This is a genomic window from Belnapia sp. AC561, assembly GCF_979252845.1.
In genome coordinates this window covers 1-24038 of the sequence record NZ_CEEDBP010000058.1, presented here as the reverse complement: position 1 = coordinate 24038, position 24038 = coordinate 1, and the positions used below count along the sequence as shown (strand labels likewise).

At 68.6% G+C, this 24038-nt stretch carries 21 protein-coding genes; 9 read left to right on the top strand and 12 right to left on the bottom strand.

Features of this window, described 5'->3' with window-relative positions:
• Positions 1–78 precede the first annotated feature (78 nt).
• The 3 genes from AC0IW9_RS28335 to AC0IW9_RS28325 all read right to left on the bottom strand — a co-directional run bounded on the left by AC0IW9_RS28335 (position 79) and on the right by AC0IW9_RS28325 (position 3686).
• Positions 79–1707, bottom strand: a complete 1629-nt coding sequence (locus AC0IW9_RS28335; protein ID WP_471651655.1) for a thiamine pyrophosphate-binding protein — start codon at positions 1705–1707, stop codon at positions 79–81.
• Between the two features lie 60 nt (positions 1708–1767).
• Positions 1768–2139 (bottom strand): hypothetical protein, encoded by a 372-nt coding sequence (locus AC0IW9_RS28330; RefSeq protein ID WP_471651654.1) that lies wholly within the window; start codon positions 2137–2139, stop codon positions 1768–1770.
• Positions 2140–2231: 92 nt separating this feature from the next.
• The gene (locus tag AC0IW9_RS28325; protein ID WP_471651653.1) at positions 2232–3686 is read right to left on the bottom strand and encodes an N-acyl-D-amino-acid deacylase family protein; all 1455 of its coding nucleotides are present in this window, start codon (positions 3684–3686) and stop codon (positions 2232–2234) included.
• 159 nt (positions 3687–3845) lie between these two features.
• Between AC0IW9_RS28325 and AC0IW9_RS28320 the strand changes: the two genes are divergently transcribed.
• Entirely contained in the window at positions 3846–5084 is a 1239-nt protein-coding gene (locus AC0IW9_RS28320; RefSeq protein WP_471651652.1) for an ABC transporter substrate-binding protein, read from the top strand.
• Between the two features lie 108 nt (positions 5085–5192).
• A complete protein-coding gene (locus tag AC0IW9_RS28315) occupies positions 5193–6512 on the top strand; it encodes a serine hydrolase domain-containing protein (protein WP_471651651.1) in 1320 nt (439 codons plus the stop codon).
• Between the two features lie 18 nt (positions 6513–6530).
• Here the strand turns inward: AC0IW9_RS28315 and AC0IW9_RS28310 are convergent, their stop codons facing one another.
• Genes AC0IW9_RS28310 through AC0IW9_RS28295 form a run of 4 tightly spaced genes read right to left on the bottom strand, consistent with a single transcriptional unit; the run spans position 6531 to position 12383 of the window.
• Complete coding sequence (locus AC0IW9_RS28310) at positions 6531–8201, bottom strand: hydantoinase B/oxoprolinase family protein (protein ID WP_471651650.1); 1671 nt, start codon at positions 8199–8201, stop codon at positions 6531–6533.
• Positions 8202–8203: 2 nt separating this feature from the next.
• The gene (locus tag AC0IW9_RS28305) at positions 8204–10273 is read right to left on the bottom strand and encodes a hydantoinase/oxoprolinase family protein (RefSeq protein ID WP_471651649.1); all 2070 of its coding nucleotides are present in this window, start codon (positions 10271–10273) and stop codon (positions 8204–8206) included.
• Complete coding sequence (locus AC0IW9_RS28300) at positions 10270–11535, bottom strand: hydantoinase/carbamoylase family amidase (protein ID WP_471651648.1); 1266 nt, start codon at positions 11533–11535, stop codon at positions 10270–10272. The genes AC0IW9_RS28305 and AC0IW9_RS28300 overlap by 4 nt, the downstream gene beginning before the upstream one ends.
• 56 nt (positions 11536–11591) lie before the next feature.
• Complete coding sequence (locus AC0IW9_RS28295) at positions 11592–12383, bottom strand: SDR family oxidoreductase (protein WP_471651647.1); 792 nt, start codon at positions 12381–12383, stop codon at positions 11592–11594.
• A gap of 107 nt (positions 12384–12490) precedes the next feature.
• Here AC0IW9_RS28295 and AC0IW9_RS28290 point away from each other — a divergent pair, with 107 nt between their 5' ends.
• Positions 12491–13468 (top strand): 2-hydroxyacid dehydrogenase, encoded by a 978-nt coding sequence (locus AC0IW9_RS28290; RefSeq protein WP_471651646.1) that lies wholly within the window; start codon positions 12491–12493, stop codon positions 13466–13468.
• Positions 13469–13513: 45 nt separating this feature from the next.
• Positions 13514–14476, top strand: a complete 963-nt coding sequence (locus AC0IW9_RS28285; RefSeq protein ID WP_471651645.1) for an MBL fold metallo-hydrolase — start codon at positions 13514–13516, stop codon at positions 14474–14476.
• A 13-nt stretch (positions 14477–14489) separates the two neighbouring features.
• Here AC0IW9_RS28285 and AC0IW9_RS28280 read toward each other — a convergent pair whose 3' ends face one another.
• The 3 genes from AC0IW9_RS28280 to AC0IW9_RS28270 form a co-directional block, all read right to left on the bottom strand.
• Entirely contained in the window at positions 14490–16070 is a 1581-nt protein-coding gene (locus AC0IW9_RS28280; protein ID WP_471651644.1) for an EAL domain-containing protein, read from the bottom strand.
• 68 nt (positions 16071–16138) lie between these two features.
• Positions 16139–16669 (bottom strand): alkylhydroperoxidase, AhpD family, encoded by a 531-nt coding sequence (gene ahpD / locus AC0IW9_RS28275; RefSeq protein WP_471651643.1) that lies wholly within the window; start codon positions 16667–16669, stop codon positions 16139–16141.
• 114 nt (positions 16670–16783) lie between these two features.
• Positions 16784–17359 carry a peroxiredoxin gene (locus tag AC0IW9_RS28270; protein ID WP_471651642.1) on the bottom strand — a complete coding sequence of 192 codons (576 nt, stop codon included), beginning with the start codon at positions 17357–17359 and terminating at the stop codon, positions 16784–16786.
• Positions 17360–17523: 164 nt separating this feature from the next.
• Here AC0IW9_RS28270 and AC0IW9_RS28265 point away from each other — a divergent pair, with 164 nt between their 5' ends.
• The 3 genes from AC0IW9_RS28265 to ykgO all read left to right on the top strand — a co-directional run bounded on the left by AC0IW9_RS28265 (position 17524) and on the right by ykgO (position 19941).
• Positions 17524–18453, top strand: coding sequence for a hydrogen peroxide-inducible genes activator (locus AC0IW9_RS28265; protein WP_471651641.1), 930 nt, complete (start codon positions 17524–17526; stop codon positions 18451–18453).
• Between the two features lie 28 nt (positions 18454–18481).
• Positions 18482–19711: a 3-sulfinopropanoyl-CoA desulfinase gene (acdA, locus tag AC0IW9_RS28260; protein WP_471651640.1), complete on the top strand. Its 1230-nt coding sequence runs from the start codon at positions 18482–18484 to the stop codon at positions 19709–19711.
• 104 nt (positions 19712–19815) lie between these two features.
• The gene (ykgO, locus tag AC0IW9_RS28255; protein WP_133287551.1) at positions 19816–19941 is read left to right on the top strand and encodes a type B 50S ribosomal protein L36; all 126 of its coding nucleotides are present in this window, start codon (positions 19816–19818) and stop codon (positions 19939–19941) included.
• A gap of 85 nt (positions 19942–20026) precedes the next feature.
• Here the strand turns inward: ykgO and AC0IW9_RS28250 are convergent, their stop codons facing one another.
• On the bottom strand, positions 20027–20395 hold the full coding sequence (locus AC0IW9_RS28250; protein WP_471651639.1) for a hypothetical protein: 369 nt from the start codon (positions 20393–20395) through the stop codon (positions 20027–20029).
• Between the two features lie 122 nt (positions 20396–20517).
• Between AC0IW9_RS28250 and AC0IW9_RS28245 the strand changes: the two genes are divergently transcribed.
• Entirely contained in the window at positions 20518–21963 is a 1446-nt protein-coding gene (locus AC0IW9_RS28245) for an FAD-linked oxidase C-terminal domain-containing protein (RefSeq protein WP_471651638.1), read from the top strand.
• Positions 21960–23126 (top strand): glycolate oxidase subunit GlcE, encoded by a 1167-nt coding sequence (gene glcE, locus AC0IW9_RS28240; RefSeq protein WP_471651637.1) that lies wholly within the window; start codon positions 21960–21962, stop codon positions 23124–23126. The genes AC0IW9_RS28245 and glcE overlap by 4 nt, the downstream gene beginning before the upstream one ends.
• A gap of 7 nt (positions 23127–23133) precedes the next feature.
• On the opposite strand, the gene AC0IW9_RS28235 is transcribed toward glcE, so the two are convergent.
• Positions 23134–23871 carry an SGNH/GDSL hydrolase family protein gene (locus tag AC0IW9_RS28235; protein WP_471651636.1) on the bottom strand — a complete coding sequence of 246 codons (738 nt, stop codon included), beginning with the start codon at positions 23869–23871 and terminating at the stop codon, positions 23134–23136.
• Between the last annotated feature and the right edge of the window lie 167 nt (positions 23872–24038).

Here is a 24038-nt window from a genome sequence, read left to right as displayed (position 1 = left end):
GTGAGGCACTGTCGGGGGGAAGGTATTCTCCCCGACAGTGCCTCACCGGTCTTTCGTCACTAGACGGAGTGCGCCTGCCTATTTCGCCGCCAGCCGCTGCGGCAGCACCGCCTCCAGCGACGTCCGCACCACCACCGCGGCCGGCCCCGGCGCCGCCAGAGCCGCTTCCAAAGCGGGGAAATCCGCCTTGCCGTTCACCACCGTCACCGGCACCCGGAAGGCGGCGCACCATTGGGCGAAATCCGGGTTGATCAGGCTGGTGCCCGAGACCCGCCCCGGATGCGCCTTCTCCTGATGGATGCGGATGCTGGCATAACTGCCGTTATCGGAAAGGATCAGCTTCACCGCCGCCCCCCGCGCCACGGCCACGGCGAATTCGGCCCCGGTCATCAGCGCCCCGCCATCGCCCACCAATCCGATCACCTGCCGCCCCGGGCAGCGCAGCGCCGCAGCCACGGCAGCCGGAATGCCGAAGCCCATGGCACCCGAGATGGGCACCACCAGCCGCTGCGGCGGCACCCAGCCGACCTTGCGGTAGAAGGGTGCGCCGAATGTGCCGGCATCCAGTGTCACGATGGCGTCCGGCGCGGCGACCTGCTCGATCAGCTTGGCTACCTCGGCAAAGGCGACGCCATCGGCGAAATCCCGCGGCACCACGCCGCAATCGGCGACGTGAAGGGCGCGCAGCTGCTGGCACCAGGCGGCACGGCCGGCTGGTGCGGCGGCTGCCTCGGCGGCCAGGGCGGCAATGGTGGCGCGCGCGTCGGCAGCGATGGCCAGCTCGGCCGGAAACAGCCAGCCGAGGAAGCGTGGATCGGCGCAGACATGCACCAGACGCTGCCCGGCTGCCGGCCAACTCCAGCCCTGGGTGGTGATGTCGGTCAGCCGGGTGCCGAGGGCAATGACCAGATCCGCCTCGGCGAAGGCGGCACGCTGGGCATCCGGGTTCCGCAGCCCGAGGTCGCCGGCATAAAGCGGGTGGTCGTTCGGGAACAGGTCCTGGCGGCGGAAGGAGACGGCGACCGGCAGTTGCCAGGTTTCGGCGAAGGCGCGCAGGGCCTCGCGCCCGCCCGGTGCCTCGAAGCCGTGGCCGGCGAGCAGGATGGGGCGCTCGGCGCCGCGCAGCATGGCGGCGAGGCGTGTGGCATCGGCCGGGGCCGGGGGCAGGGGGTTTGGCAGCGTCGCGGCCATGAGGGGGGCGGCGCAGTCCATGGCGAGCACGTCCTCGGGCAGCGACAGCACTACCGGGCCGGGCACGCCCCCGATGGCCATGGCATAGGCCCGGGCGATGAACTCAGGCGCCTGGTCGGGGTCGGTCACCTCGCCCACCCACTTTGCCACGCCGCGGAACATGTTGGCGTAGTCGATTTCCTGAAAGGCATTGCGGCGCAGGTCGCGCTTCTCCACCTGGCCGACCAGAAGGATGAGCGGCACGGCATCCTGCTCGGCGGTATGGATGGCGATACTGGCATTGCAGGCGCCGGGGCCGCGGGAAACCAGCACCACGCCGGGGCGACCGGTCAGCTTGGCATCGGCAACCGCCATGAAGCCGGCCCCACCCTCGGACCGGCAGGTGACCAAATCCAGGCTGTTATGGGCGTGCAGCGCATCGAGCAGGGCGATGTAGCTCTCGCCCGGGACGCAGAAGGCGCGATCGATGCCCTGGGCGGCCAGGAATTCCACGATGCGTTCGGCGGCGGTCGGCATGATTTGACGTCTCCTCGGTTGAGGATGCCTAGCGCTGTCGCGCTGGATCGCCAAGCCGGGCTACTGCGCCCTTTCAATCGCGGCCGTGTCGATGGCAACGACCTTGTCGCCGAAGGTACCGATGGTGGCACGCAGTTGCAGGCTGCGCCGTCCCTCGGAGCGGACGGTAAGGGAGCAATCCCATTGGGCGCGGGACTCAGAGGCCAGGGTGCAACCCATCCCCAGGCTCTCCAGCCGGCGGATCAGCGGCGAAACCTGGGAGCCGGAGGGGAATTCGGTCTGGAGGTCGCGCTTCAGCGCTACGGCGGCGGCCGCGGGGCCCTGGCGCAGATAGCGGTCGATGGGTGGGGTGGCATCCCTGCTGAAGCCGAACCAGGCGGCGGCGGCGACCAGGCCCAGGATGCCGGCGCCGACGATGGCGGCGCGCGGCAAGGTTCCCTGCTGTACTGCCATCCCACTGTAGCTGGTGGTGGGCTCGACCGCCGGGGCGCCGGGTCGCGGCGGCTCCGGAGCAGGGCTGCCGGTCATGCCCGGTGGCGGCGGATGAGCCGGCCGGGAGTCTCGCCCGTCAGTCCGGTCCCGGCGCGGAAGGTGGAGGTGCCATTGGTCCAGACTTCGTCGATGCCTTCGGATTCCTGCTTCGGGTCCTCGAAGGTGGCTCGGTCGATGACCTTGTGCGGGTCGAACAGCACCAGGTCGGCATAGGCGCCAGGCTTAAGGACGCCGCGATCCTCCATCCCGAACAGCGCCGCGGTGCGGCCCGTCATCTTGTGGATGGCGGTCTCGAGGTCGAAGAGGCCGAGCTGGCGGGAATAGAGGCCGAGCACCCGCGGGAAGGTGCCCCAGAGCCGGGGATGCGGATGCGCATCATGCGGGATGCCATCGGAGCCGATGACCGACATGGGATGCGCCATGATGCGGCGGACGTCGTCCTCGTCCATCTGGAAGGTGATGGCGCCGGCGGGCATCAGCTTCTCCGCCGCGGCCCGCTGGTCCATGTTCCAGCCGCGGGCGACCTCGGCCAGATCCTTGCCCGCGAATTCCGGATGCGGCACCGACCAGGTGATGATGACCCGCACATCGTCCCGCAGCCGGTCCGGCATCAGCACGGTGGACCCCGCCGGGTAGGGGTACATGTCGTAGGCGACTTCCTGCAGCGCGACCGAGGCCTCCAGCAGCGCCAGGGTCTGCACGCTGCGGCCGTAGTTCTCCGGCATCGAGCATTTGTGGTGGCTGATCCAGACCGGCACGCCGAGCCGCTTGCCGATCTTCAGCGTCTCCTCGATGGAGGCGCAGACCTTGTCCGCCTCGTCCCGCATATGGGTGAAGTACATGCCGCCCGCCGCCCGCAGCGGCTCGCCGACCGCGATCACCTCCTCGGTCGTCGCATGCATATTGGGCTTGTAGTAGAGGCCGGTGGAGAAGCCCGAGGCGCCCTCGGCCAGGGACTCGGCGACGATCTGCCGCATCTGCGCGATCTCGTTGTCCTTGGCCGGACGATAGAGGTCATCGCCCATGACGCGGTAGCGGAGCGTCTGGTGGCCGACCAGCGCATAGGTATTCACCGCGGCCGGGGTCTTGCGCAGTGCTTCGGCGTAATCACCGAAGCTGCCGAAGCGGAACCAGCCGTCCTCGCCCACCAGGTCGAGCGGCGAGACCGGCCGCTTGTCGGTGACCAGCGGAGCGAGCGAGACGCCGCAGTTGCCGACGACGACGGTGGTGACGCCCTGGCTCGATTTGCAGCGTAAGCATTCGCAGCCCATCAGCACGGCGCGGTCGTCATGGGTATGGGCATCGATGAAGCCCGGGGCCAGTGCCTTGCCGGTGGCGATCACCTCCCGGTCGGCGCTGGCGCCGCCGAGGTCGCCGACTGCCATGATGCGGTCCCCGGTGACGCCGACATCGCCCACGCTGCGGCGGGCGCCGGTGCCGTCGAACAGGGTGGCATCGCGGATGATCAGATCGCAGCGGAGGGCCATTGGGTGCGGGCTCCTGGCAAGGTGGCAGTGGGGCGGATCGGTCCGGCCCAGGGTTACCCGGCCACGGCGGCGGGGGGAAGGCCGCAGCGCATCGATGCTTGCCATGGGCGCCCGGCCGCGGGCAGTTAACCGCGGTCCAATGGAGGAAAACGAACCATCATGACGCAGCTCGACCGCCGCCAATTGCTGACCGGCCTCGGCGCCGCCGGCGCCTCGCTCCTCACCGCCGGCGGCGCCCGCGCCCAGGCCAATGCCCCCATCCGCATCGCCGTGCTCGCGGATTTCTCCGGCACCTACCGCGATACCTCGGGCCCCACCGCCGTAGCCTGCGTCCAGCAGGCGGTCGAAGACAGCGGCCTGGCGGCCCGCGGCATCGCGGTCGAGGTCATCCAGGGCGACCATCAGAACAAGCCCGATGTCGCCATGGCGATGTCGCGCCAATGGATCGACCAGCGCGGCGTCGACATGATCTGCGAGGTCAACAACTCCGCCATCGCGCTCGCCCTGGCCGGGCTGGTGCAGGAAAAGAACAAGGTCCAGATGAACAGCGGCGCGCTCAGCGCGGTGATTACCGGCGAGCGTTGCTCGGCGAATACCGTCCATTGGACCGCCGATACCTGGATGCTGGCGAATTCGGTTGGCCAAGCGACGGTGAAGAGCGGCGGCGACAGCTGGTACTTCATCACCGCCGACTACGCCTTCGGTCATCAGATGGAACGCGACCTGACCCGCTTCATCGGCGCCGCCGGCGGCCGGGTGATCGGCGCGGCCCGCTTCCCCTTCCCGGGCACGGCGGATTTTTCGTCCTTCCTACTGCAGGCGCAGTCGAGCCGGGCCAAGGTGGTGGGGCTGCTGATGGCGGGCGGCGACATGATCAACTGCATCAAGCAGGCCCGGGAGTTCGGCGTCACGCGCCGGGCACGGCTGGTCGGCACGCCGATGTTCGTCACCGATATCCATGCCATGGGCCTTGAGGTGGCGCAGGGGCTGACGGTCTGCGAAACCTTCTACTGGGACCTCAACGACCGCACCCGCGCCTTCCTCGACCGGGTGAAGCCCAAGACGCCGACCAACTACCCGAACCAGGAGCACGCCGGGACCTATTCGGGTGCGCTGCATTACCTGAAGGCAGTCGCCGACCTCGGTCTGGAGCGGGCGAAGGCCAGCGGCTTTGAGGTGGTGCAGCGGATGAAGGCGATGCCGACCGATGACGACTGCTTCGGCCCCGGCCGGGTGCGCGAGGACGGTCGCAAGATCCATCCCGCGCATCTGTTCGAGGTGAAGGCGCCGGGCGAGAGCAAGGGCGCCTGGGACTACTACAAGCTGGTCAGCAGCGTTGCTGCGGAAGATGCTTTCCGCCCGATCGGCGAGGGTGGCTGTCCTCTGGTCCGCGGCTGAAGGCCCATGGGCGGCGGGACACACCCGTCGCCCGCTTGCCCGGCTCATCTGCTGGGCGCAGCATCGCCTCAGGAGGGGCGCAGACCCCGGCCAGGAGAGGAGATGTCCATGAGCACCACTCGGATCGGGCGGCGCCCGGCCTTTGCCGCTGCCATGGCTGGCTTGACCAGCGCGGCACTGCCGGCCGCCGCGCAGACCGCCCTGCCGCGTCCGCCCGGCGCTATGCCGCCAAGCCCTTTGATCCGCGGCTTCGCCCGTGATCGGCTGGCACGCATCGCCGGCGTCATGCAGGCCGAGGCAGAACGCGGGTCCTTCCCCGGGGCCGTCACGCTGATCGCCCGCCAGGGTGAGATCGTCCATTTCGAGGCGCATGGCCACCAGGATGCAGCCAAGACCAAGCGCATGGCGCGGGATTCGATCTTCTTGCAGGCGTCGATGACCAAGCCGATCGTCTCGACCGCCGCGATGATGCTGGTCGAGGAAGGTCGCATGAAGCTGGACGACCCGATTTCCGGCGTGCTGCCCGAACTGCGTGACCTGAAGGTGGAGGTGACGCGGGACGGCCAGACCGAACTGGTGGCCCCGGCCCGCGCGCCCACCATCCATGACCTGCTGCGCCATACCGCCGGCTTCGTCTATTCCGGTGCCTCGCCCTCACCGGCGATCAAGTCGGCCTACGAGGAGCAGAACATCGAGTCGGCCCGCGAGGCGATCACCGGCGACGAGATGCTGAAGCGGCTCGGGGCCATCCCGCTGGCCTTCCAGCCTGGCACGACCTTCTTCTACTCCATCGCGGTCGACGTGCTGGGGTTGCTGGTGCAGCGAGTCGCCGGCAAGCGGCTGGACGCGGTGCTGGAGGAACGGCTGCTGGGACCGCTCGGCATGCGGGACACTGGCTGGTTTGTGCCGGAAACCAAGCGTTCGCGGCTGGCCGAGGCGCCCGACAGCGATCCGCAGAAGGAGACGATGTGGCGGGCCTATCGCATCCTGAACGATGAGCGGGAGACGAGCTACCTCAAAGGCGGCGCCGGGCTGGTCTCGACCGCCGCCGACTACGCCCGCTTCGCCATGATGATGGGCAACAACGGCGTGCTCGAGGGCCGGCGCTACCTGGCGGCGCCGGTGGTGAACTTCATGCAGTCCAACCACACGGTCGGGATGGCGGGCAGCCCGATGGCCTCGACCGGGCCGGGCTATGGCTTCGGCCTGGGCTTCGCGGTGCGGCTGCAGGATGGCGTCGGCACCGCGCCGGGCAGCACCGGGGATGCGATGTGGGCCGGCGCCTGGGGCACCAGCTTCACCATCGACCGGGCCGAGGGGCTGGTGGCGATTCTCATGGCGCAGGGGCCGAGCAACCGGGTTCGGACCCGGATGATCTGGAAGAACCTGGTCTATGGGGCGATGGTGGAAAGCATGCGCCGGGGCTGAGGCCCCGGCTGCACGGCGTCAGACCTCGACGCCGTAGATCTCCTTCGCGGCGGCGGGCGTGACGAGGCCATCGGCCACGTCGCGCGCCACCAGCGCCGGGTCCCGCTGCTTCGGGTCGCCCATGCCGCCGCCGCCGGGCAGCTTCAGCAGCAGCCGCTTGCCCTTGGGGATGATCTGGAAGCCTTTGGTCCGCAACGGCGTGCCATTGGCGTCGTTCAGACCGACCCAGCCGGCGGTGCCCTCGCCGCCACCCTCGCGGCCCTTGGGCGGGTTGGCGACGCGGTCGAAGATGGCGTTCACCGCGAATTCGGCATCGCCCTTGGCGCCGATCTCCATGATCTGGCCGAAGCCGCCGCGGGTGCGGCCGGCGCCGGCGCTGTCAGGGCGCAGCTCCTTCTTCCAGAAGATCACCGGGGCGACGTTCTCGGTGGCTTCCACCGGCATGGTTCGGACGCCGGAGGGGAAGGCGATGCCGTCCAGCCCATCCTTGGTCGGACGCGCGCCGGTGCCGCCGGAGTTGAAGGTGATGATCTCGAAATCCTCGGTCTCGGCATTCTGGCCAGAGACCTGGCTGCCGCCGCGCAGGGGAGGATTCCACAAGGCGGAAGACCCTTCGGCATTGACCCGGCTCGGCACCGCCTGGTGCAGGCAGCCCATCATCAGGTCGGGAAGCAGCTGGCCCACCACGTGGCGGACGCTGACGGGGTAGGGGCGGGGGGCGTTGAGGATGCAGTCCTCCGGGATGATCATGTGGAAGGGGCTGAGGGAGGCCCAGTTGTTCGGGATCTCCGGCGCCACGACGCATTTGATGCCGAAGCAGGAATAGGCTCGGCAATAGGCGGGGGGGACGTTGATGCCGCGCGTCGAGAGGCCGGAGGTGCCGGCATAGTCGACCTCGATCCGGTCCTCGTGGATGGTCATCGCCGCATTGAGCGTGACCTCGAATTCATAGCCATCGGATTTGATCGCGCCGGCGTAGGTGCCCTTCGGCAGCTTGCGGATTTCCTCGAGCGTCGCGTGGAGGGAGCTCTCGAAGATGTACTCTGCCAGCGGGTCCAGGCTGTCCATGCTGAACTCGTCCAGCATCTCGACCAGCCGCTTGGCGCCGGCGTCGTTGCAGGCACACAGGCTGTAGATGTCGCCTTCCAGCTCCACGGGCGTGCGGCTGCCGACGCGGATAAAGTCGAAGAAGGTCTCGTTCGGAACGTTGCGGTCGAAGCACTTCACGATGGGGATGTAGAGCCCTTCCTCGAAGACGCTGCGGCCCTCGGGGCCCATGCCGAGGCCGCCGATATCGATGATATGGGCGGTATTGGCGAAGAGGCCGACGATCTTACCGTTCCGGAAGGCCGGGGTGACGACGGTAAGGTCGTGCAGGTGGCCGGTGCCGAGCCAGGGGTCGTTGGTGATGTAGTGGTCACCGGGCTGCATGCCGGCGGCCGGGAACTTGGCGAGGAAGTGGCCCACGCTTTCCATCATGGAATTGACGTGGCCCGGCGTGCCGGTGACGGCCTGGGCCAGCATGCGGCCCTGAAGATCGAAAATGCCGGCGGAGAGGTCGCCGGCTTCTCTCACGGTCGTCGAGAAAGCTGTGCGGATCATGGTCTGCGCCTGTTCCTCGACCACCGCGATCAGGCGGTTCCACTGGATCTGGCGCTGGATCTTGGCGAGGGCTCCGGTCTCTTTCATGCTCAAGCCTCCTGCGTCAGGTCGAGGTAGCCAAGGCCATCCATGCGGCAGTTCCAGCCGCGGCCGATAAGCGTGCTGGTCTCCGCTTCCGCGACGATGCAGGGGCCGGGGACGGTGCAGCCGGGCGCCATCTGGCCGCGGTCATAGACTGCCCAATCCGTCACCTCGCCGCTGGTCGTGTCGCGCACCGCCTGATGGCGGATCGGCGCGGGGGCGGGGGCGTCCTCCACCTCGGCGGCGGGTTCCACCGGGTCGGCGATGGTCGCCACCGTCACGGCGAAGGACATGATCTCGACATCGCTGCCCGGCACCGGGCGGTCGTAGAAGCGGGAATACTCCACGTCGTAGAGGGCACGGATTTCCCGCACGTCGGCCTCGGTCAGGTCGCGCGGCGGCAGCGGCACGGCGATCTCATGGCCCTGGCCGACGTAGCGCATGTAGGCGATGCGGGTCTGGTGGGTCGGCGCGTCGAAGGCGCCGTCGGCGACGACCGCCGCGGCTTCGGCCACCATGCCGGCGAGCAGCGCATTCACCGCCGGCACGTCGAAGCTCGCAAAGCGCTGGTACAGCGACTTCACCACCTCATAGCCGACCGGTGCCCGCAGGAAGCCGATGGCGCTGCCGACGCCGGCCCCCGAGGGCACCAGCATCCGCTTCACGCCGATCTTCTCCGCCACGCGATAGCCATGCACCGGTCCGCCGCCGCCGAAGGCGATGATGGTGCGGCCGGAGAAACCCTTGCCGCTCTCGATGGCATGGACGCGGGCGGCGTTCGACATGTTCTCGTCGACCATCTCGACCACGCCGAGTGCCGCCATTTCCCCGGAAAGGCCGAGCTTGCCGCCAACCTCTGCGGCCAGCGCATCGCGCGAGGGCTCCGGGTAGAGCCGCAGGTTGCCGCCGGCGAACAGCAACGGGTCGTAGCGGCCGAGCGTCAGGTTGGCATCGGTCACCGCCGGCTTGGTGCCGCCGCGGCCGTAGCAGGCCGGGCCGGGGTCGGCACCAGCGCTTTCCGGCCCAACCGTGATGCGGCCCATGCTGTCGACGGCGGCGATCGAGCCGCCGCCGGCGCCGATCTCCACCATCTCGATCACCGGGATCCGCAGCGGCAGGCCGGAGCCCTTCTTGAAGCGGCCGACGCGGGCGACCTCGAAGGTGCGGCTGGCCTGGGGCTGATAGTCGTCGATCAGGCAGATCTTCGCGGTGGTGCCGCCCATGTCGAAGGAGAGCACCTCGGTCAGGCCGCGCTGCTTCGCCACATGGGCGGAGAAGATGGCGCCGCCGGCCGGGCCGCTCTCGACCAGGCGGATGGGGTAGCGCGCCGCCGTCTCCAGCGTGGTCAGCCCGCCGCCCGAAAGCATCATGAACAGCGGGCAGCCGAGGCCGGCGGCGCGGAGGCCGACTTCCAGCCGCGCCAGGTAGCTGGCCATCAGCGGCTGCACATAGGCATTGGCGACGGTGGTGCTGAAGCGCTCCCATTCCCGCATCTCGGGGGAGACTTCGCAGCTCAAGGAAACCGGGACCTCGGGCCAGAGGCGGCGGATGATGGCGGCGGCCTGCTTCTCATGCGCCGGGTTCACGAAGCCATGCATGAAGCCGATGGCGACGGCTTCGACGCCTTCCGCCTTCATGAAGGCGACATGGGCCTCGACCGCGGCCTCATCCAGCGGCAGCAATACCTTGCCGGTATTGTCCAGGCGTTCGGTCACCGGCAGGCGGAGGCGGCGGGGGACCAGCGGCTGCGGCAGCTCGATGTTCAGATCGTACTGGTCGTAGCGGCTCTCATTGCCCAGGGCGAGAACGTCGCGGAAGCCCTCGGTGGTGATGAGCGCGGTCTTGGCGCCCTTGCGCTCGATGACGGCATTGGTCGCAAGCGTCGTGCCGTGGATGACCAGGGTGATGTCCGCGGCGGCGAGGCCGGCATTGGCGAGCACGACGCGGACGCCCTCCAGCACGCCGAGCTCCGGCGCCGCGGGAGTGGTCAGGACCTTCGCGGTCCAGCGCCGGTCGCCATCCTCGATGGCCAAGTCGGTAAAGGTGCCGCCAATATCGACGGCGAGTTTCGCGCTCAAATCCCGAACTCCGCTGCGAAGCGCTGCGCGACGGCGCAGGCCTTTCCGAAATCGTCCATCCGCATGGCCTCATGCGGGTTGTGGCTGCCGTGCTGGTTGCGGACGAAGAGCATCCCGGCCGGGATGCCGGCCTGGGCGAAGGCCGCCGCGTCATGCCCGCCGCCGGAGGCCATGACGAGGGCAGGGATGCCCAGCGCCTCGGCCGCTCGCTTCAGCCCGGCCTGCACCCCTGCATCCATCAGGCTGGGGCGGCTGCCGCCCTCCGGCCCGAGGTCGAATTTGACGCCGCGCCGGGCTTCGATTTCCGCCACCTTGGCGTAGAGCACCTCGAAGAGCAGGTCGCAGCTGTGCAGGTTCACCGCCCGGACATCGAGCATGAAGGTGGCCTCGCCGGCAATCTTGGTGAAGCCGGCCTCGGCGGTGGTGGCCAGGGTGCAGAAGGTGCAGACCATGCGGTGGCCCTGGGCTTCCAGCCGGCACCAAGCCTCGTCCAGCGCCACGGCGAGGTCGGCGAGCGCGATGGCGGCATCCTTGCGGTATTTGCGCGGGGTGCCGCCGGAGTGGTTGTACTCGCCGGTGACGCGGCCGGCGCGGAGGCGGCGGCTGCCGGGGATGCCGGTGACGATGCCGACTGGGATCTCCTCGGCGTCGAGCACCGGCCCCTGCTCGATATGGACCTCGAGGTAGGCGGCGACGCTGTCGGGCCCGATGGATTTCTCGCCACGTTCGACGAAACCGGGGTCGAAGCCCTCGGCCCGCATGGCGTCGCGCAGGGGAATGCCGTTGTCCATCCGCTTAACCGCCAGGTCGCTGGCGGGCAGGAGACCGAGGGCGCCACGGCTGCCGGGATAGGAGGTGGGGAACCAGGCACCGGCTTCCTCGGCGCGGATGCCCATGACGGTGATGTCCCGCCCTGGGGTGAAGCCGGCCCGCTTCATCCCGGCGACCGCGGCGAGACCCGCCAGCACGCCGGCCGCGCCGTCGAAATTGCCGCCCTGCGCCACGCTGTCCAGGTGGCTGCCGAGGATGACGCGCTTCGCCGCGCGGTCGACCCCCGGCAGGGTCAGGAAGAGGTTGCCGATCGGGTCGACCTTGCTCTCCAGCCCGATCGCCTCTGCCGCTTCCTTGACCAGGGCATGCGCCATGCGCTCCCCCGGTCCATAGGCTTCGCGGGTGATGCCGACCCCGTCGAAGCTGCGGGCCTTGAGCTCGGCAAACAGCTTTTCCGCGAGTTCGACGTCGGGCGTCAGATTGGGCAGCATCTCAGGTCTCCTGGCGGCGCGGGTTTAGCAAGACCCGCGCCACAGCACGGGGCTGGCTAGACCATGCCCCGTACGCGGCCGCCATCGACGCGGATCATCGAGCCGGTGATGTAACCGCCCTTCTCGCTGGCGAGGAAGGCACCCATCGGCCCGTAGTCGTCCGGCGTGCCGAGCCGCCCGGCCGGGATCTCCTCCGAGGCCTTGGCCAGCGCCTCGTCGAAGCTGACGTTCATCTGTTTCGCCCGGACCGTGGTGGTCTGGGTGACGCGGTCGGTCAGGATGGTGCCCGGCGCCAGCACGTTCATGGTCACGCCGTCCTTGGCCACCTCGCCCGAGAGCGTCTTCAGCCAGCCCCAGATCGAGGCGCGCAGGGTATTGGACAGTGCCAGCGTCGGGATCGGGTGCTGCATGCCGGTGCTGCCGACCACGATGATGCGGCCCCAGCCGCGCTCCCGCATCGCCGGCAGCAGCCGGTTGGTGATGTGGATCGGTGAGGCGACGATGTGCTGGAACCATTCCTGCAGGGCCGGAACGGTGATCTGGGAGGCAGTGCAGGGCGGCGGGCCGCCGTGGTTCAGCACCAGGATATCGATCCCGCCGAGCGCCGCGATAGCCGCATCGGCCACCCGGTCCATGTCGGCCAGGGTCGCCACATCGGCGACGATGCCGCTGGCGGCGGCGGCACCGGCTGCCTTGAGTTCCGTCGCGGCGGCATCCAGGCGGCCCTGGTCACGCCCGCTGATGACTAGGCTGGCGCCCTCTGCGGCCAGCGCATCCGCGATGGAGCGGCCCAGCCCCTTGGTGCCGCCCATGACCAGGGCGCGACGCCCTTTCAATCCGAGGTCCATATCCGTCTGCTCCCGTATCTGTGGGCGCGACCCTGCCTTCGCCGGCTCTGGCTGGCAAGACTGGCCCCAGGTTGGTAGGACGGAGGGATAATGGAGGAGACGATCCGATGGCCAAGCCCGTCCTGCTGGTGACCCGCAAGCTGCCCGAGGCGATCGAGGCGCGTTGCGCCCACGACTATGCGGCGACGTTCAACCCGCAGGACGAACCCTGGTCCACCGATGGCGCCGAGATCGCCCGCCGGGCGACCGCCCTCGGCGCCGATGGCGTCTTCGGCGCGGCGGGGGACCAGCTCAATGCCGCCTGCATCAATGCCCTGCCGGACAGCGTGAAGGTCATCGCCACCTTCAGCGTCGGCTTCGACCATATCGATATCGCCGCCGCCAAGGCGCGCGGGATCAAGGTGGTGAACACGCCCGAGGTGCTGAGCTTCGCCACCGCCGAGACCGCCTTCACGCTGATGCTGATGGCCGCGCGCCGGGCCGGCGAGGGGGAGCGGATGGTCCGCGCCGGGCAGTGGAAGGGCTGGGCGCCGACCCAGCTCCTCGGTGTGACGCTGGAAGGCAAAAAGCTCGGCATCCTCGGCTTCGGCCGGATCGGTCGGGAACTGGCCGCCATGGCGCGCGGCTTCAAAATGGAAATCCATTACCGGGACATCCAGAAGCTGCCGCCGGAAGTGGAGCAGGGTGCCATCTACCACGATAACGAGGACAGCTTCCTCAGCACCATCGACGTCATCTCGATGCATGTCCCGGGCGGCGACGCCAATAGGCATTGGCTGAATGCGGCGCGGCTGGCCAAGATGAAGAAGGGCAGCGTGGTGGTGAACAGCGGGCGCGGGGTTTCGGTGCACGACGAGTCGCTGATCGCGGCACTCACCTCCGGCCATATCCGTGCCGCCGGGCTCGATGTGTATGACGGCGAGCCTAAGGTGAACCCCGGCTATTTCGCGCTGGAGAACGTGGCACTGCTGCCGCATCTCGGCAGCGCTACCATCGAGGTGCGAGATGCCATGGGCAACCGGGCGCTGGGGAACCTGGACGCCGTGCTGATCAAGGGAACCGAACCGCCGCATCGGGTGGCGTAAGGCCGCCATCCGGGGCATCCGTCGGGCACTACTGGGAGACATGATATGGCGAGGACACGTCGTACTGCCTTGGCTGCCGCGCTTGCTGCCCCGGCCTTGGTCCTGGCGCCGGAGGCAGTGCTGGCGGCCCCGCCGACCGGGCCGGTGCTGCCCCAGGCACCGGGCTTCTTCCGCTTCAAGGTTGGTGGCTTCACCGTCACCACCATTTTCGACGGCTTCAATCGCCGTAACGTCCAGGGCCTGGTGCGGAATGCACCCCTGGATCAGGTACAGGGGGTGCTGGCCGAGAGCTTCCTGCCGACCACGACCTATGACGGGCCCTATACCGTCACCTTCGTCGATACCGGGAAGCAGCTGATCGCCTTCGATGCCGGCACCGGCGGACAGATGAGCGCAACCGCCGGATTGTTGCCCGCGCATATGGCGGCGGCCGGGCTGGATCCGGCGGCAGTCGGGCTGGTGGTGATCACGCATTGCCACCAGGATCATATCCACGGGCTGACGACGCGGGAGGGCGCCGCTTTCTTCCCGAATGCCGAAATCGCCCTTGCCGAGCCTGAATGGGCCTGGTGGAGCGATCTGACCAACGAGAGCCGCAGCCCCGAGGGTCAGCGGGTGAACTTTGCCAATGTCACCCGTCGTTTCGCGCCCTACCAGGGCCGCATCCGCCGTTTTGCCCCGGATGCGGAAGTGGTGCCCGGGATCCATGCCATTCCGGCACATGGCCATACCCCGGGCCATAGCATCTTCCATGTGGCGGACGGGCGGGAGGAATTGGCGATCCTGGCCGATACCACCCACCGGCCCGAATTATTCGCCCGGCAGCCCGGCCTGCATTCCGTGTTCGAATTTGACGCAGAGGTCGCAGAAGCGACACGGCGCCGGGTGCTCGACCGGGTGGCGACCGACCGGGTGCGAGTGGTCGGCTACCACTTTCCCTTCCCCGCGGCAGGGCATATTGCCCGAGACGGCGAGGGGTATCGCTACATCGCCGCAGAATGGTCCTGAGCAGACGCGCCGGCTAGCGCCCCGGTAGTGGCGCTGGCCGGCCGAAGAGCCAACCCTGGCCGTATTCCACGCCGAGTTCGCGCATCAGCGCCGCTTCCTCGGCCGTTTCGATATGCTCGGCCACCACCTTGGCGCCGACGCCGCGGGCGAGATCGACCATCGAAGCGATGATGGTGCGGTCCTTGGTGCCGCGCATGGCATTGGTGACGTAGAGCCCGTCGATCTTGACGTAGTCAACCCGCAGGATGCGGAGGTAGCGGAAGGCAGCGGCGCCCGCGCCAAAGTCGTCGATGCAGAGCGGGACGTGGCGCGCCCGCAGGGCGGCGACGCTTTGCATGGCCTCGGCCTCATCGTCGATCTCGGCAGTCTCCGTGATCTCCAGCAGCAGGCGATGGGTCAGTAGCGGCTCGGCATCGAGCAGGGCGAGCAGCCGGCACCGAAAGGCAGGGCTTTGCAGGGACAGGCCTGAGATATTGGCAGCAATTCGGGTCCCGCGGGCGGTGCGGGCAGCACCGCAGACCGCGCCCAGCACAGCCCAGTCGAGTTCCTCGGACAGGCCGATGGTTTCGGCAAAAGTAACAAAGTCCTGTGGGCCCTGGACCGGGGCATCGGGTTCCGCCTCGGGCCGCAGCAACGCCTCATAGTGGTGGATGTCACCGGTCTGCAGGGCGACGATGGGCTGGAAGCTGAGGGTGAAGCGACGATCGGCGATGGCGCGCCGCAGCCAAGCGCCGCGGGCGCAGGCAGCCGCGACGAAGCCGCCGAGGCCCGAGTCGAAGCCAGCCGCGGCGACCGCGGCGCTACCACCCAGGGTGAAGGCCTTGAGGGCATAGCGTAGGGCACGCGTCGCCTGCATGGGAGTGAGGCCTGCGGCTTCGAGGGGCAGGGAGCTTGTGGCGATGGAGGCGGTCAGCCCGGCCCCGGCCAGCAACTCTTCGATCTGGGTGCCGATGGCGGTGACGTCGGCGGCGGTCGGGCAGATGACGCCATAGCGGCCGCTACCCAGGTCCCCGGCGAGGCTATCGGTGGTCAGGCGATCCGAAAGGGTATGGCGGATCAGCGTCGCAACCTCAGCCGCCGGAGCGCTGCCCTCGGCGCGTATCTCCAACAGGCCCAGCGTGCCATGCGGCTGGTCGGCACGGGCCTCGGCCTCGGCGGCTTCCCGCAAGCTTGGCCCATTGGCCAGGTCCGGACGGGCGGCTTGGCCAGGCGTGGTGGCAATGGTCAGGCAAAGCCGGTCGGCATCCTGGCCGAGCGGCCGAAGACCGGCGATCGAGACCGGGGTTGCCGCAGCGTCGTTCAGCCGGTAGCCGGTCGGTGCCAGGCGATCCCGGGCGAGGAGGGTATTGAAGCCCCGGTCGAAATCGGCGCGGTCGGGGAGGGCGACAAGATCACGGATCTGGCGGCCAACCCAAGCCTCGGGTGGCTGGCCCAGCCGGCTCTGGAAGGCGCCGATGGCGAAGCTGATGCGGCCATCGGGTGAGACTTCCAGCAGCATCTCCGCCGCCGCCAGGGCGAAGGTCAGGAAACGCTCCCGGTCCGTCACGCGGCGCGGCTGGGCTGGAGCAATGGCCTCAGCGCACTGGTGGTCCATCTGTCAGGTGGTTCCCATCCTCGGATCGACGCCGAGGATGGGGCCTGCACGTTAAGGGCAGATGAAGGTCAGGCCGCCAGGGCGTCCTCGCCATCCAGGGTCGCGGCCACCGCATGCACGACGCTGGCGATGCGCACCGCAGCCTGCACCGCATCCTTGGAGATGCCATGGGCCAGGACGACCTTCTCGTGCGATTCCATGCACATGCCGCAGCCATTGATAGCCGATACCGCGAGCGACCAGAGCTCGAAGTCCGCCTTCTCGACGCCCGGCTTGGCCATGATGTTCATCCGCAGCTTGGCCGGCATCGTGCCATAAGTGCCTGGCACCAAATGGGTGAAGCGATAGTAGACGTTGTTCATGCCCATGATGGAGGCAGCGGCCTTGGCCGCGGTCAGTGCCTCCGCGCTCAGCTTCGGGCCGAATTCGGCGACGATGGCCCGGGTCACCTCGGCATTGCGGCTGGCAAGCGCTGAAGCGACGAAGGTGCCGGCGCGCTGCTGTTCGGTCAGCGTGGGCTCGGCCGCCAGGCTGCCGAGGTTCAGCTTCTGGTCCTTGGCATATTCGGGCAGGCGGTTGCGTAGGGCTTCCAGCGACATGGCGGGATCCTTCCAAAAAAAGCTGATTGTTGGGGTGGGCCGAGCCGGGGCATCACCCCGGTTGGGCGCACCCCCTCCCGCCATGGGCGGGAGGGAGGCAGTCGGTGAGGCTGCTTACGCGGCCTTCTCGAACAGCTTCTGGGCGTTCAAGGCTTCCTCGCCCTTGGTCCAGTTGCAGGGGCAGAGCTCGTCGGTCTGCAAGGCGTCGAGCACGCGCAGCACTTCCTGCGGATTGCGGCCGACGTTCAGGCCATTGGCCGAGGCCCACTGGATGGTGCCATCCGGATCGACGATGAAGGTGGCGCGCAGCGGCACGCCGGCGTCCTTGTCGAGGATGCCGAGGGCTTCCGAGAGCTCGCGCTTCAGGTCGGAGAGCATCGGGATCTCGAGGTTGCGGATATCCTCGTTGTGGACGCGCCAGTTCAGATGGACGAACTCGCTGTCGGTGCTCACGCCATAGACCACCGCGTCACGGTCGGCGAACTCGCTGGCGAGCTTGCCGAAGGCGGCGATCTCGGTCGGGCAGATGAAGGTGAAGTCCTTCGGCCAGAAGAAGACCACCTTCCACTTGCCGGCATCGGTCGCATTGGTCATGTCGACGAAGGACACGCCCGGGCCCTTGAGGCCTTCGTCGCCGGCCTTGACGGCGGTCAGGGCGAAGGACGGAAACTTGTCGCCTACGGTGAGCATGCAGGAAATCCCCTCTGGTTGTGAGTCGCCGGGAGGAAACGGTGCCTGAGGCCCCGCCAACTCCACTGCAGGACAGGATATAGGCGAAGCAGCATTTGATGGTCCAATGAATAGTTTTCGGCATTTCGATTGACGCGATCGATCAGTCCCGGCATTTGCACTGCATGGTAACCCTGCCCAGTCCGCAACAGCTCCGCTACCTGCTTGCGCTCGCCGACCTCGGCCATTTCGGCCGTGCGGCTGCTGCCTGCGCGGTGACGCAGTCGACGCTCTCGGCCGGCATCATCGCGCTCGAACGGCAGCTGGACGCGCATCTGCTGGAACGTGGCTCGGCCAAGCGGCCAGTCTTCACGCCGCTAGGGCTCGAGGTGGTCGGGCGGGCCCGTACCGCGCTCAATGCGCTGGAGGCAGTGGCAGAGACCGCGGCGGCGGCGCGGGACCCACTTTCCGGTCCGCTGCGCATGGGGGTCATCCCCACCATCGGGCCCTTCCTGCTGCCGCGGCTGATGCCGGCACTGCGGTCCGCTTTCCCGCGACTGCGGCTCTGGTTGCGGGAAGATCAGACGGAGCGGCTGGTCGCCCAGCTCGAGGCAGGGCGGCTGGATCTGCTGCTGCTGGCGCTGCCCTGCGCCTGTGGCGAAGCGGAGACTCTGCCGATCGCCGCGGACCCCTTTCTGGCCGCGCTGCCGGCGGGGCATCGGCTGGCCGCGCGGGACCGGGTACCGGTGGGGGCGCTGACCGCCGAGCGCCTGCTGCTGCTGGAGGATGGCCACTGCCTGCGGGACCATGCGCTGGATGCCTGCGGCCTGCCGCGCGGCGTCATGCCGGCCGAGGATAATTTTGCCGCCACCTCGCTGCATACTCTGGTGCAGATGGTCGCCAGCGGCCTGGGCGTGACCCTCCTGCCGCGGCTGTCGCTGGAAGGCGGCGTGCTGGCGGGGGCGGCGGTCGAGGTGAGGCCTCTGGAATCGCCGGATGCCGGGGCGGCTGCCCCCAGCCGCAGCCTGGCGCTGGCCTGGCGGGCGCGCAGCCCGCGCGCTGCGGAATTCCGCAGCTTGGCGCCGGCCATTGCCGCTGCCATCCAGGTGGCATAACTGCAATCAAAACCGGGAGGCTGCCAGCATGGATGATGGTCTGACGAAAGATCAGGAAGCGCTGCGCGACCGTGCCCGCGCGGTCGCAGACGTCGCCGCCGCCCAGGCCGCCGAGACCGACCGGACCGAGCAATACCCCTGGCCCATGGTGGCGCGGATGCGCGACGCCGGGCTGATGGGCCTGACCATCCCGCGTGAATGGAGCGGCCCAGGTCTGACCTATTTCGATGCCGCCCTGGTCATTGAGGAACTCTCCAAGGCCTGCGCCGTCTGCGGCCGCATCGCGGTCGAGAGCAACATGGGCGCGCTCGGCGCCATCATGGCCTATGGCACGCCGGCGCAGAAGCGGATCGCCGCCGACCTTGTCCTCGCCGGGGACAAGCCGGCGATCTGCATCACTGAACCCGGCGCCGGCTCGGCCGCTACCGACATGGCGACCCGGGCCGATCGGCGAGGCGATGGCTGGGTCATCAATGGTGAAAAACATTGGATCACCGGGGGCGGGATCTCTCGTCTCCATCTGATCTTCGCCCGGGCCTTCGAGGATGGGCGGGAGCTGGGGATCGGCGGCTTCCTCGTGGTCCGCAATGGGGAGCGGGATCCGGCTGGGCTGATCGTGCACCGGCGCATCCCCTCGATGGGGCTGAAGGGCATGCCGGAGGCGGAGATCCGCTTCCGCGACCTATTCGTGCCGGACGACATGCTGCTGGCGCCGGCCGGCGGCTTCGCACGGGGCTTCGGCAAGCTGATGGATGCCTATAACGGTCAGCGTGTCGGCGCTGCGACGGTGGCGCTCGGGCTTGGTGCCGGGGCCTATGAGAGGGCGCTGGCCTTTGCCCAGCAGCGGCGGCAGTTCGGCCGGCCGATTGCCGAATTCCAGGGGCTCGGCTGGATGCTGGCGGATATGTCGATCAAGCTGGAGGCGTCCCGCGCCCTGGTCTGGCGGGCAGCCCGCAGCGCCGGGCCGAATGGCTTCCCGGACCGGTTGGCCGCCGCCCAGGCCAAGGTCATGGCGGCCGATTCCGCCATCGAGGTGACCAATGCCGCACTCCAGGTTTGGGGCGCCGCGGGCTATAGCCGGGAGAATCCGATGGAGCGCATCCTGCGCGATGCGCGGATGTTCGCCATCGCCGGCGGCACCGCCCAGGTGCTGCGGACCCAGGTGGCAGAGCAGATCCTGGGCCGGAAACTGCCGCAGACCCGGGATGGCTTCCTGCGATTGGCCTCGGCTGAGGCCGATCGGCTGGCAGCGGATTGACCGCCCGAGATTGACTCCAGGCGGGGCTTCGCCTAATCCCCGCCATCCCCGATGGGCGCCCCTGCGTCCGCCGCAACCCTTTCGCGTATCAGTGAGTCCGCGTCATGAAGATCCGCAATAGCCTGAAATCCGCCAAGACGCGCGACAAGAACTGCGTGGTGGTGCGCCGCCGTGGCCGCATCTACGTGCTCAACAAGAAGAACCCCCGCCTGAAGGCCCGCCAGGGCTGAGAGCGTGCGGGCCGAAAGGCCCGCGGGTAATGGTTATCGAAAGCCGCCGTGGCTAGGCCACGGCGGCTTTCGCATGCTTGGGGGTTCAGCGCGTGGTCAGGGTTTCCGTGCCAAGGCCGCCGCCGCTGGTCCAGGTACCACGCAGGGTACCGTCCGGTTCGACCCCATAGACCGCGATGCCCGGCCGGCCTTCGACGTTGAAGGACAGCGCCAGCATACCGCCCTGGATCAGCCCCAGGCCGATGATCTGGGCATTGCCGACGTTCCAGCGGGCGACCCAGGCGGCGCTCGGGCCCTCCATCAGCTCAAACGTGCCCTCATAGGAACTGCCGTCAGGGTTTTGTCCTTCCACCCCATAGGTGCCGGCGCGTATCTGGGCGAAGGCCGCAGGCGCCAGGGCCAAGGACGCCAGCAGCAAGGTTGCAACGAAGAAGAGTCGGCGAAACGGGGACAAGGGATTCTCCAGGGCGCGGATCGGCGCCGGAGAGTGGCCGCGCGGGACCGCCGCGGCAAGCGTGGTGCTTGCCCGATGCCGCCCGCCGGCCCATTTTCAACCACCGTGGAGGAGTGTCGCCCGTGATCAGCCTGCCCGAACCCAAGCCCGAGGTGATGGCCCGCCGCGCGGAAATCGTCGCCGGCCTGCAGGCGCTGGTCCCCGGCGATGGGGTGATCAGCGAGGCGGTGCGGCTCAAACCTTATGAGACCGACGGGCTTTCGGCCTATCGGCAGCCACCGCTGGCGGTGGTGCTGCCGACCACTACGGAACAGGTCGCCGCCGTGCTGGCCTATTGCCATGCCAATGGCGTCCGGGTGGTGCCCCGTGGCGCCGGAACCAGCCTGTCCGGCGGGGCGCTGCCGCTGGCCGATGCCGTCGTGCTCGGGCTGATGCGCATGAACCACATCCTCGAGGTCGACTATGCCAACCGCCTGGCGGTGGTGGAGGCCGGCGTCACCAACCTTGGCATCACCAACCATGTGGCGGCCGACGGCTTCTTCTACGCGCCGGACCCGTCCAGCCAACTGGCCTGCATGATCGGCGGCAACGTCAACATGAACTCGGGCGGAGCGCATTGCCTGAAGTACGGGGTGACGGCGAACAACCTGCTCGGGCTGAAGCTTGTGACGATCGAGGGCGAGATCCTCGAGGTTGGCGGCCGCCACCTGGACGCCGCGGGCTATGACTGGCTCGGCCTGCTGACGGGATCCGAGGGCCAGCTCGCGGTGATCACCGAAGTGACGGTCCGCATCCTGCACAGCCCCGAAGGCCAGCGCGCCATGCTGGCCGCCTTCACCTCGAATGAGGTCGCCGGCGAGGCCGTGGATGCCATCATCGCTTCCGGGATCATCCCGGTGGCGCTGGAATTCATGGACCGCCCGGCGATCCATGCCTGCGAAGCCTTCGCCCATGCCGGCTATCCGCTCGACGCCGAGGCCATGCTGATCATCGAGGTCGAGGGCTGCACCGAGGAGCAGGACATGCTGCTTGGCCGGTTGAAGGAGATCTGCGAGCGCTTCGCCCCGATCAGCCTGAAGGTCGCGGAAACCGCGGAGCAATCGCTGGCCATCTGGAAGGGCCGCAAGGGGGCTTTCGGCGCGGTCGGCCGCATCTCGCCCGACTATCTCTGCATGGACGGCACCATTCCGACGGGACAATTGCCCTTCGTCCTCAAGCGGATCGGCGAGATGTCGGCCAGCTACGGCCTGCAGGTGGCGAATATCTTCCATGCCGGTGACGGCAACCTGCATCCGCTCATCATGTTCGATGCCAACGACCCGAAAAGCTTCCATGATGCCGAGCAATTCGGCGCCGACATCCTGACCCTCTGCGTCGAGGTCGGCGGCTGCCTGACCGGGGAGCATGGCGTCGGCGTCGAGAAGCGCGACCTGATGCCGGTGCAATTCACCCCCTTCGAGCTCGACCAGATGCGGGCGGTCAAGGCAGCCTTCGACCCGGGGTGGCTGCTGAACCCGGCCAAGGTCTTTCCGCTGGCCGGCAATGCCGCCTTCCAGGTCGCTGCATGAGCCAGTCGCTTGCACCCGCCGATGAAGCTGGCGTCGCTTCGGCCATTGCCGCCGCCGCCGTCGCCGGGGAGCCGCTGGCGATCGAGGGGCGGGGCACCAAGCGCGCCCTGTTGCGCCCGGTGCAGGCGGCGCGGACCCTGTCCCTGCGGAATTTGTCCGGCATCACGCTCTACCGGCCGCAGGAGCTGATCATCTCCGCTTGGGCCGGCACGCCGCTGCCGGAGATCGAGGCGGCGCTGGCCGAACGTGGCCAGCATGTCATCGCTGAGCCGCCGGATTTGTCCGGCCTTTTCGGGGCCCCGGAAGCCGCGACCATCGGTGGGTTGGTCGCCTCCAACCTCTCCGGTCCGCGTCGCATCACGGCCGGGGCCATGCGCGACCATGTCATGGGCATCCGCGCCATGAACGGGTTGGGCGAAGTCTTCCGCAGCGGCGGCAGGGTTTTGAAGAATGTCACCGGGCTCGATCTCTGCAAGCTGTTAGCGGGCAGCTACGGGACCCTGGGCGTCATCACCGAGGTGACCCTGAAGGTGCTGCCGGGGCCGCCCGCGACCGGCACCGTGGCGGTCCGGGTGCCGGACTTGGCCGCCGGCGTACGGGTGCTCTCGGCCGGGCTCGGCAGCCCCTATGGCGTCAGCGGCGCTGCCTTGCTGGCAGGCGAGCAGCCGATGGCCCTGCTGCGGCTGGAGGAATTCCCAGAATCCGTCACCTACCGGGCGGCACGGCTCAAGGCCGATCTGGCCATGATGGGCGAAGTTTCGGTGCTGGAGGATGCGGAAAGCCGCAGCTTGTGGCGCTCGGTCCGGGATGCTGAACCGCTGGCTGCGGCACCCGAGGAGGCGATCTGGCGGATTTCAGTGCAGCCGACGGCGGGCCCTGGCGTGGTCGAGGCCTTGGGCTTCCGCAAGGCGCTGCTGGATTGGGGCGGTGGGCTGGTCTGGCTGGCGGGCCCTGCAACCGAGGCCGCGCACGCGGCAGTGATGTCTGCCGCCGCGGCAGCCGGTGGCACCTTCACCTTGTTCCGGGCACCGGAGCCGCTGCGGGCAGCCGTGGCTGTCTTACCGGAAGAAGCGGCTGCTTTGGCCTCGCTCAGCCGCCGGGTGAAGGCCGTCATGGATCCCCGTGGGATCCTCAATCCCGGCCGGATGCGTGCGGCGGGCTGATGCCGGTTCAGCGGCCGGCGATGCGCCTCGGTCCGGCCGCGTCCACCACGGCCTGGGCGAGGGCATGGGCGACGCAGGCATAGCCGCGGTCGTTGTGGTGCAGTCCATCGGCGCCGATCAGATCGGTATGGGGGACGCCTGCCGCCTCCCAGGCCTCCATCAGCGCCGCGCGGGAAAACAGCGGGACATGCAACGTCGTCGACAGGGTCTTCAAGGCTGCGTCGAAGCGTTCAAAATGCGGCGCCTGGAGGATTCTTGGCGCCCGCTGGCTGTCCATCAGCACCACATCGGTGCCGCGGGCATGCAGGCGCTCGATCCCATCCGCCATGGCGGCGATAAAGGCCTCGGGTGCCATGCCGCGCAGCACGGCATTGGCGCCGGCCTGCCAGATGACCAGGCTGGGGCGTGCGGCGATGACGTCGGTTTCCAGCCGGGCCATCATCTCGTCCACCTCCTGGCCGCCACGGCCGCGGTTCAGGACCTTCAACCGCGCGTCCGGCAGGGCTGCGTGCAGCGCGGCCTCCAGGACGGCGGGATAAGTCCGGTCCTGGCCGCTCGCGCCCGAGCCTTCGGTCGAGGAGGAGCCAAAGGCGATGATGGTCACCTTGCGGCCCTGGGCCAGGGCGGCCCGGGTGGTCGGCAGGGCCATCATCTGGGCTGGGCCCTTGGGGCAGGGATCCTCCGCCGCAAAGGCGATGTTCGGCAAGCCGAGTGCAAGGAGCAGGGTGAAGGCGATGAGGCGCATCGACCAAGGCTGCCGCAAGCGGCGGCGGCGCGCCAGCCCTGATCCATCCGAAAAGGTCTGGCTTGCGTCACCGCGCCGCGACCCCCAATGCTGACAGTGGAGGTGGCGATGCGGCAGTTGATCCGGGGCATGCAGCCCGCCGGTGGGGCTGGACCGGGGGCAGGGCG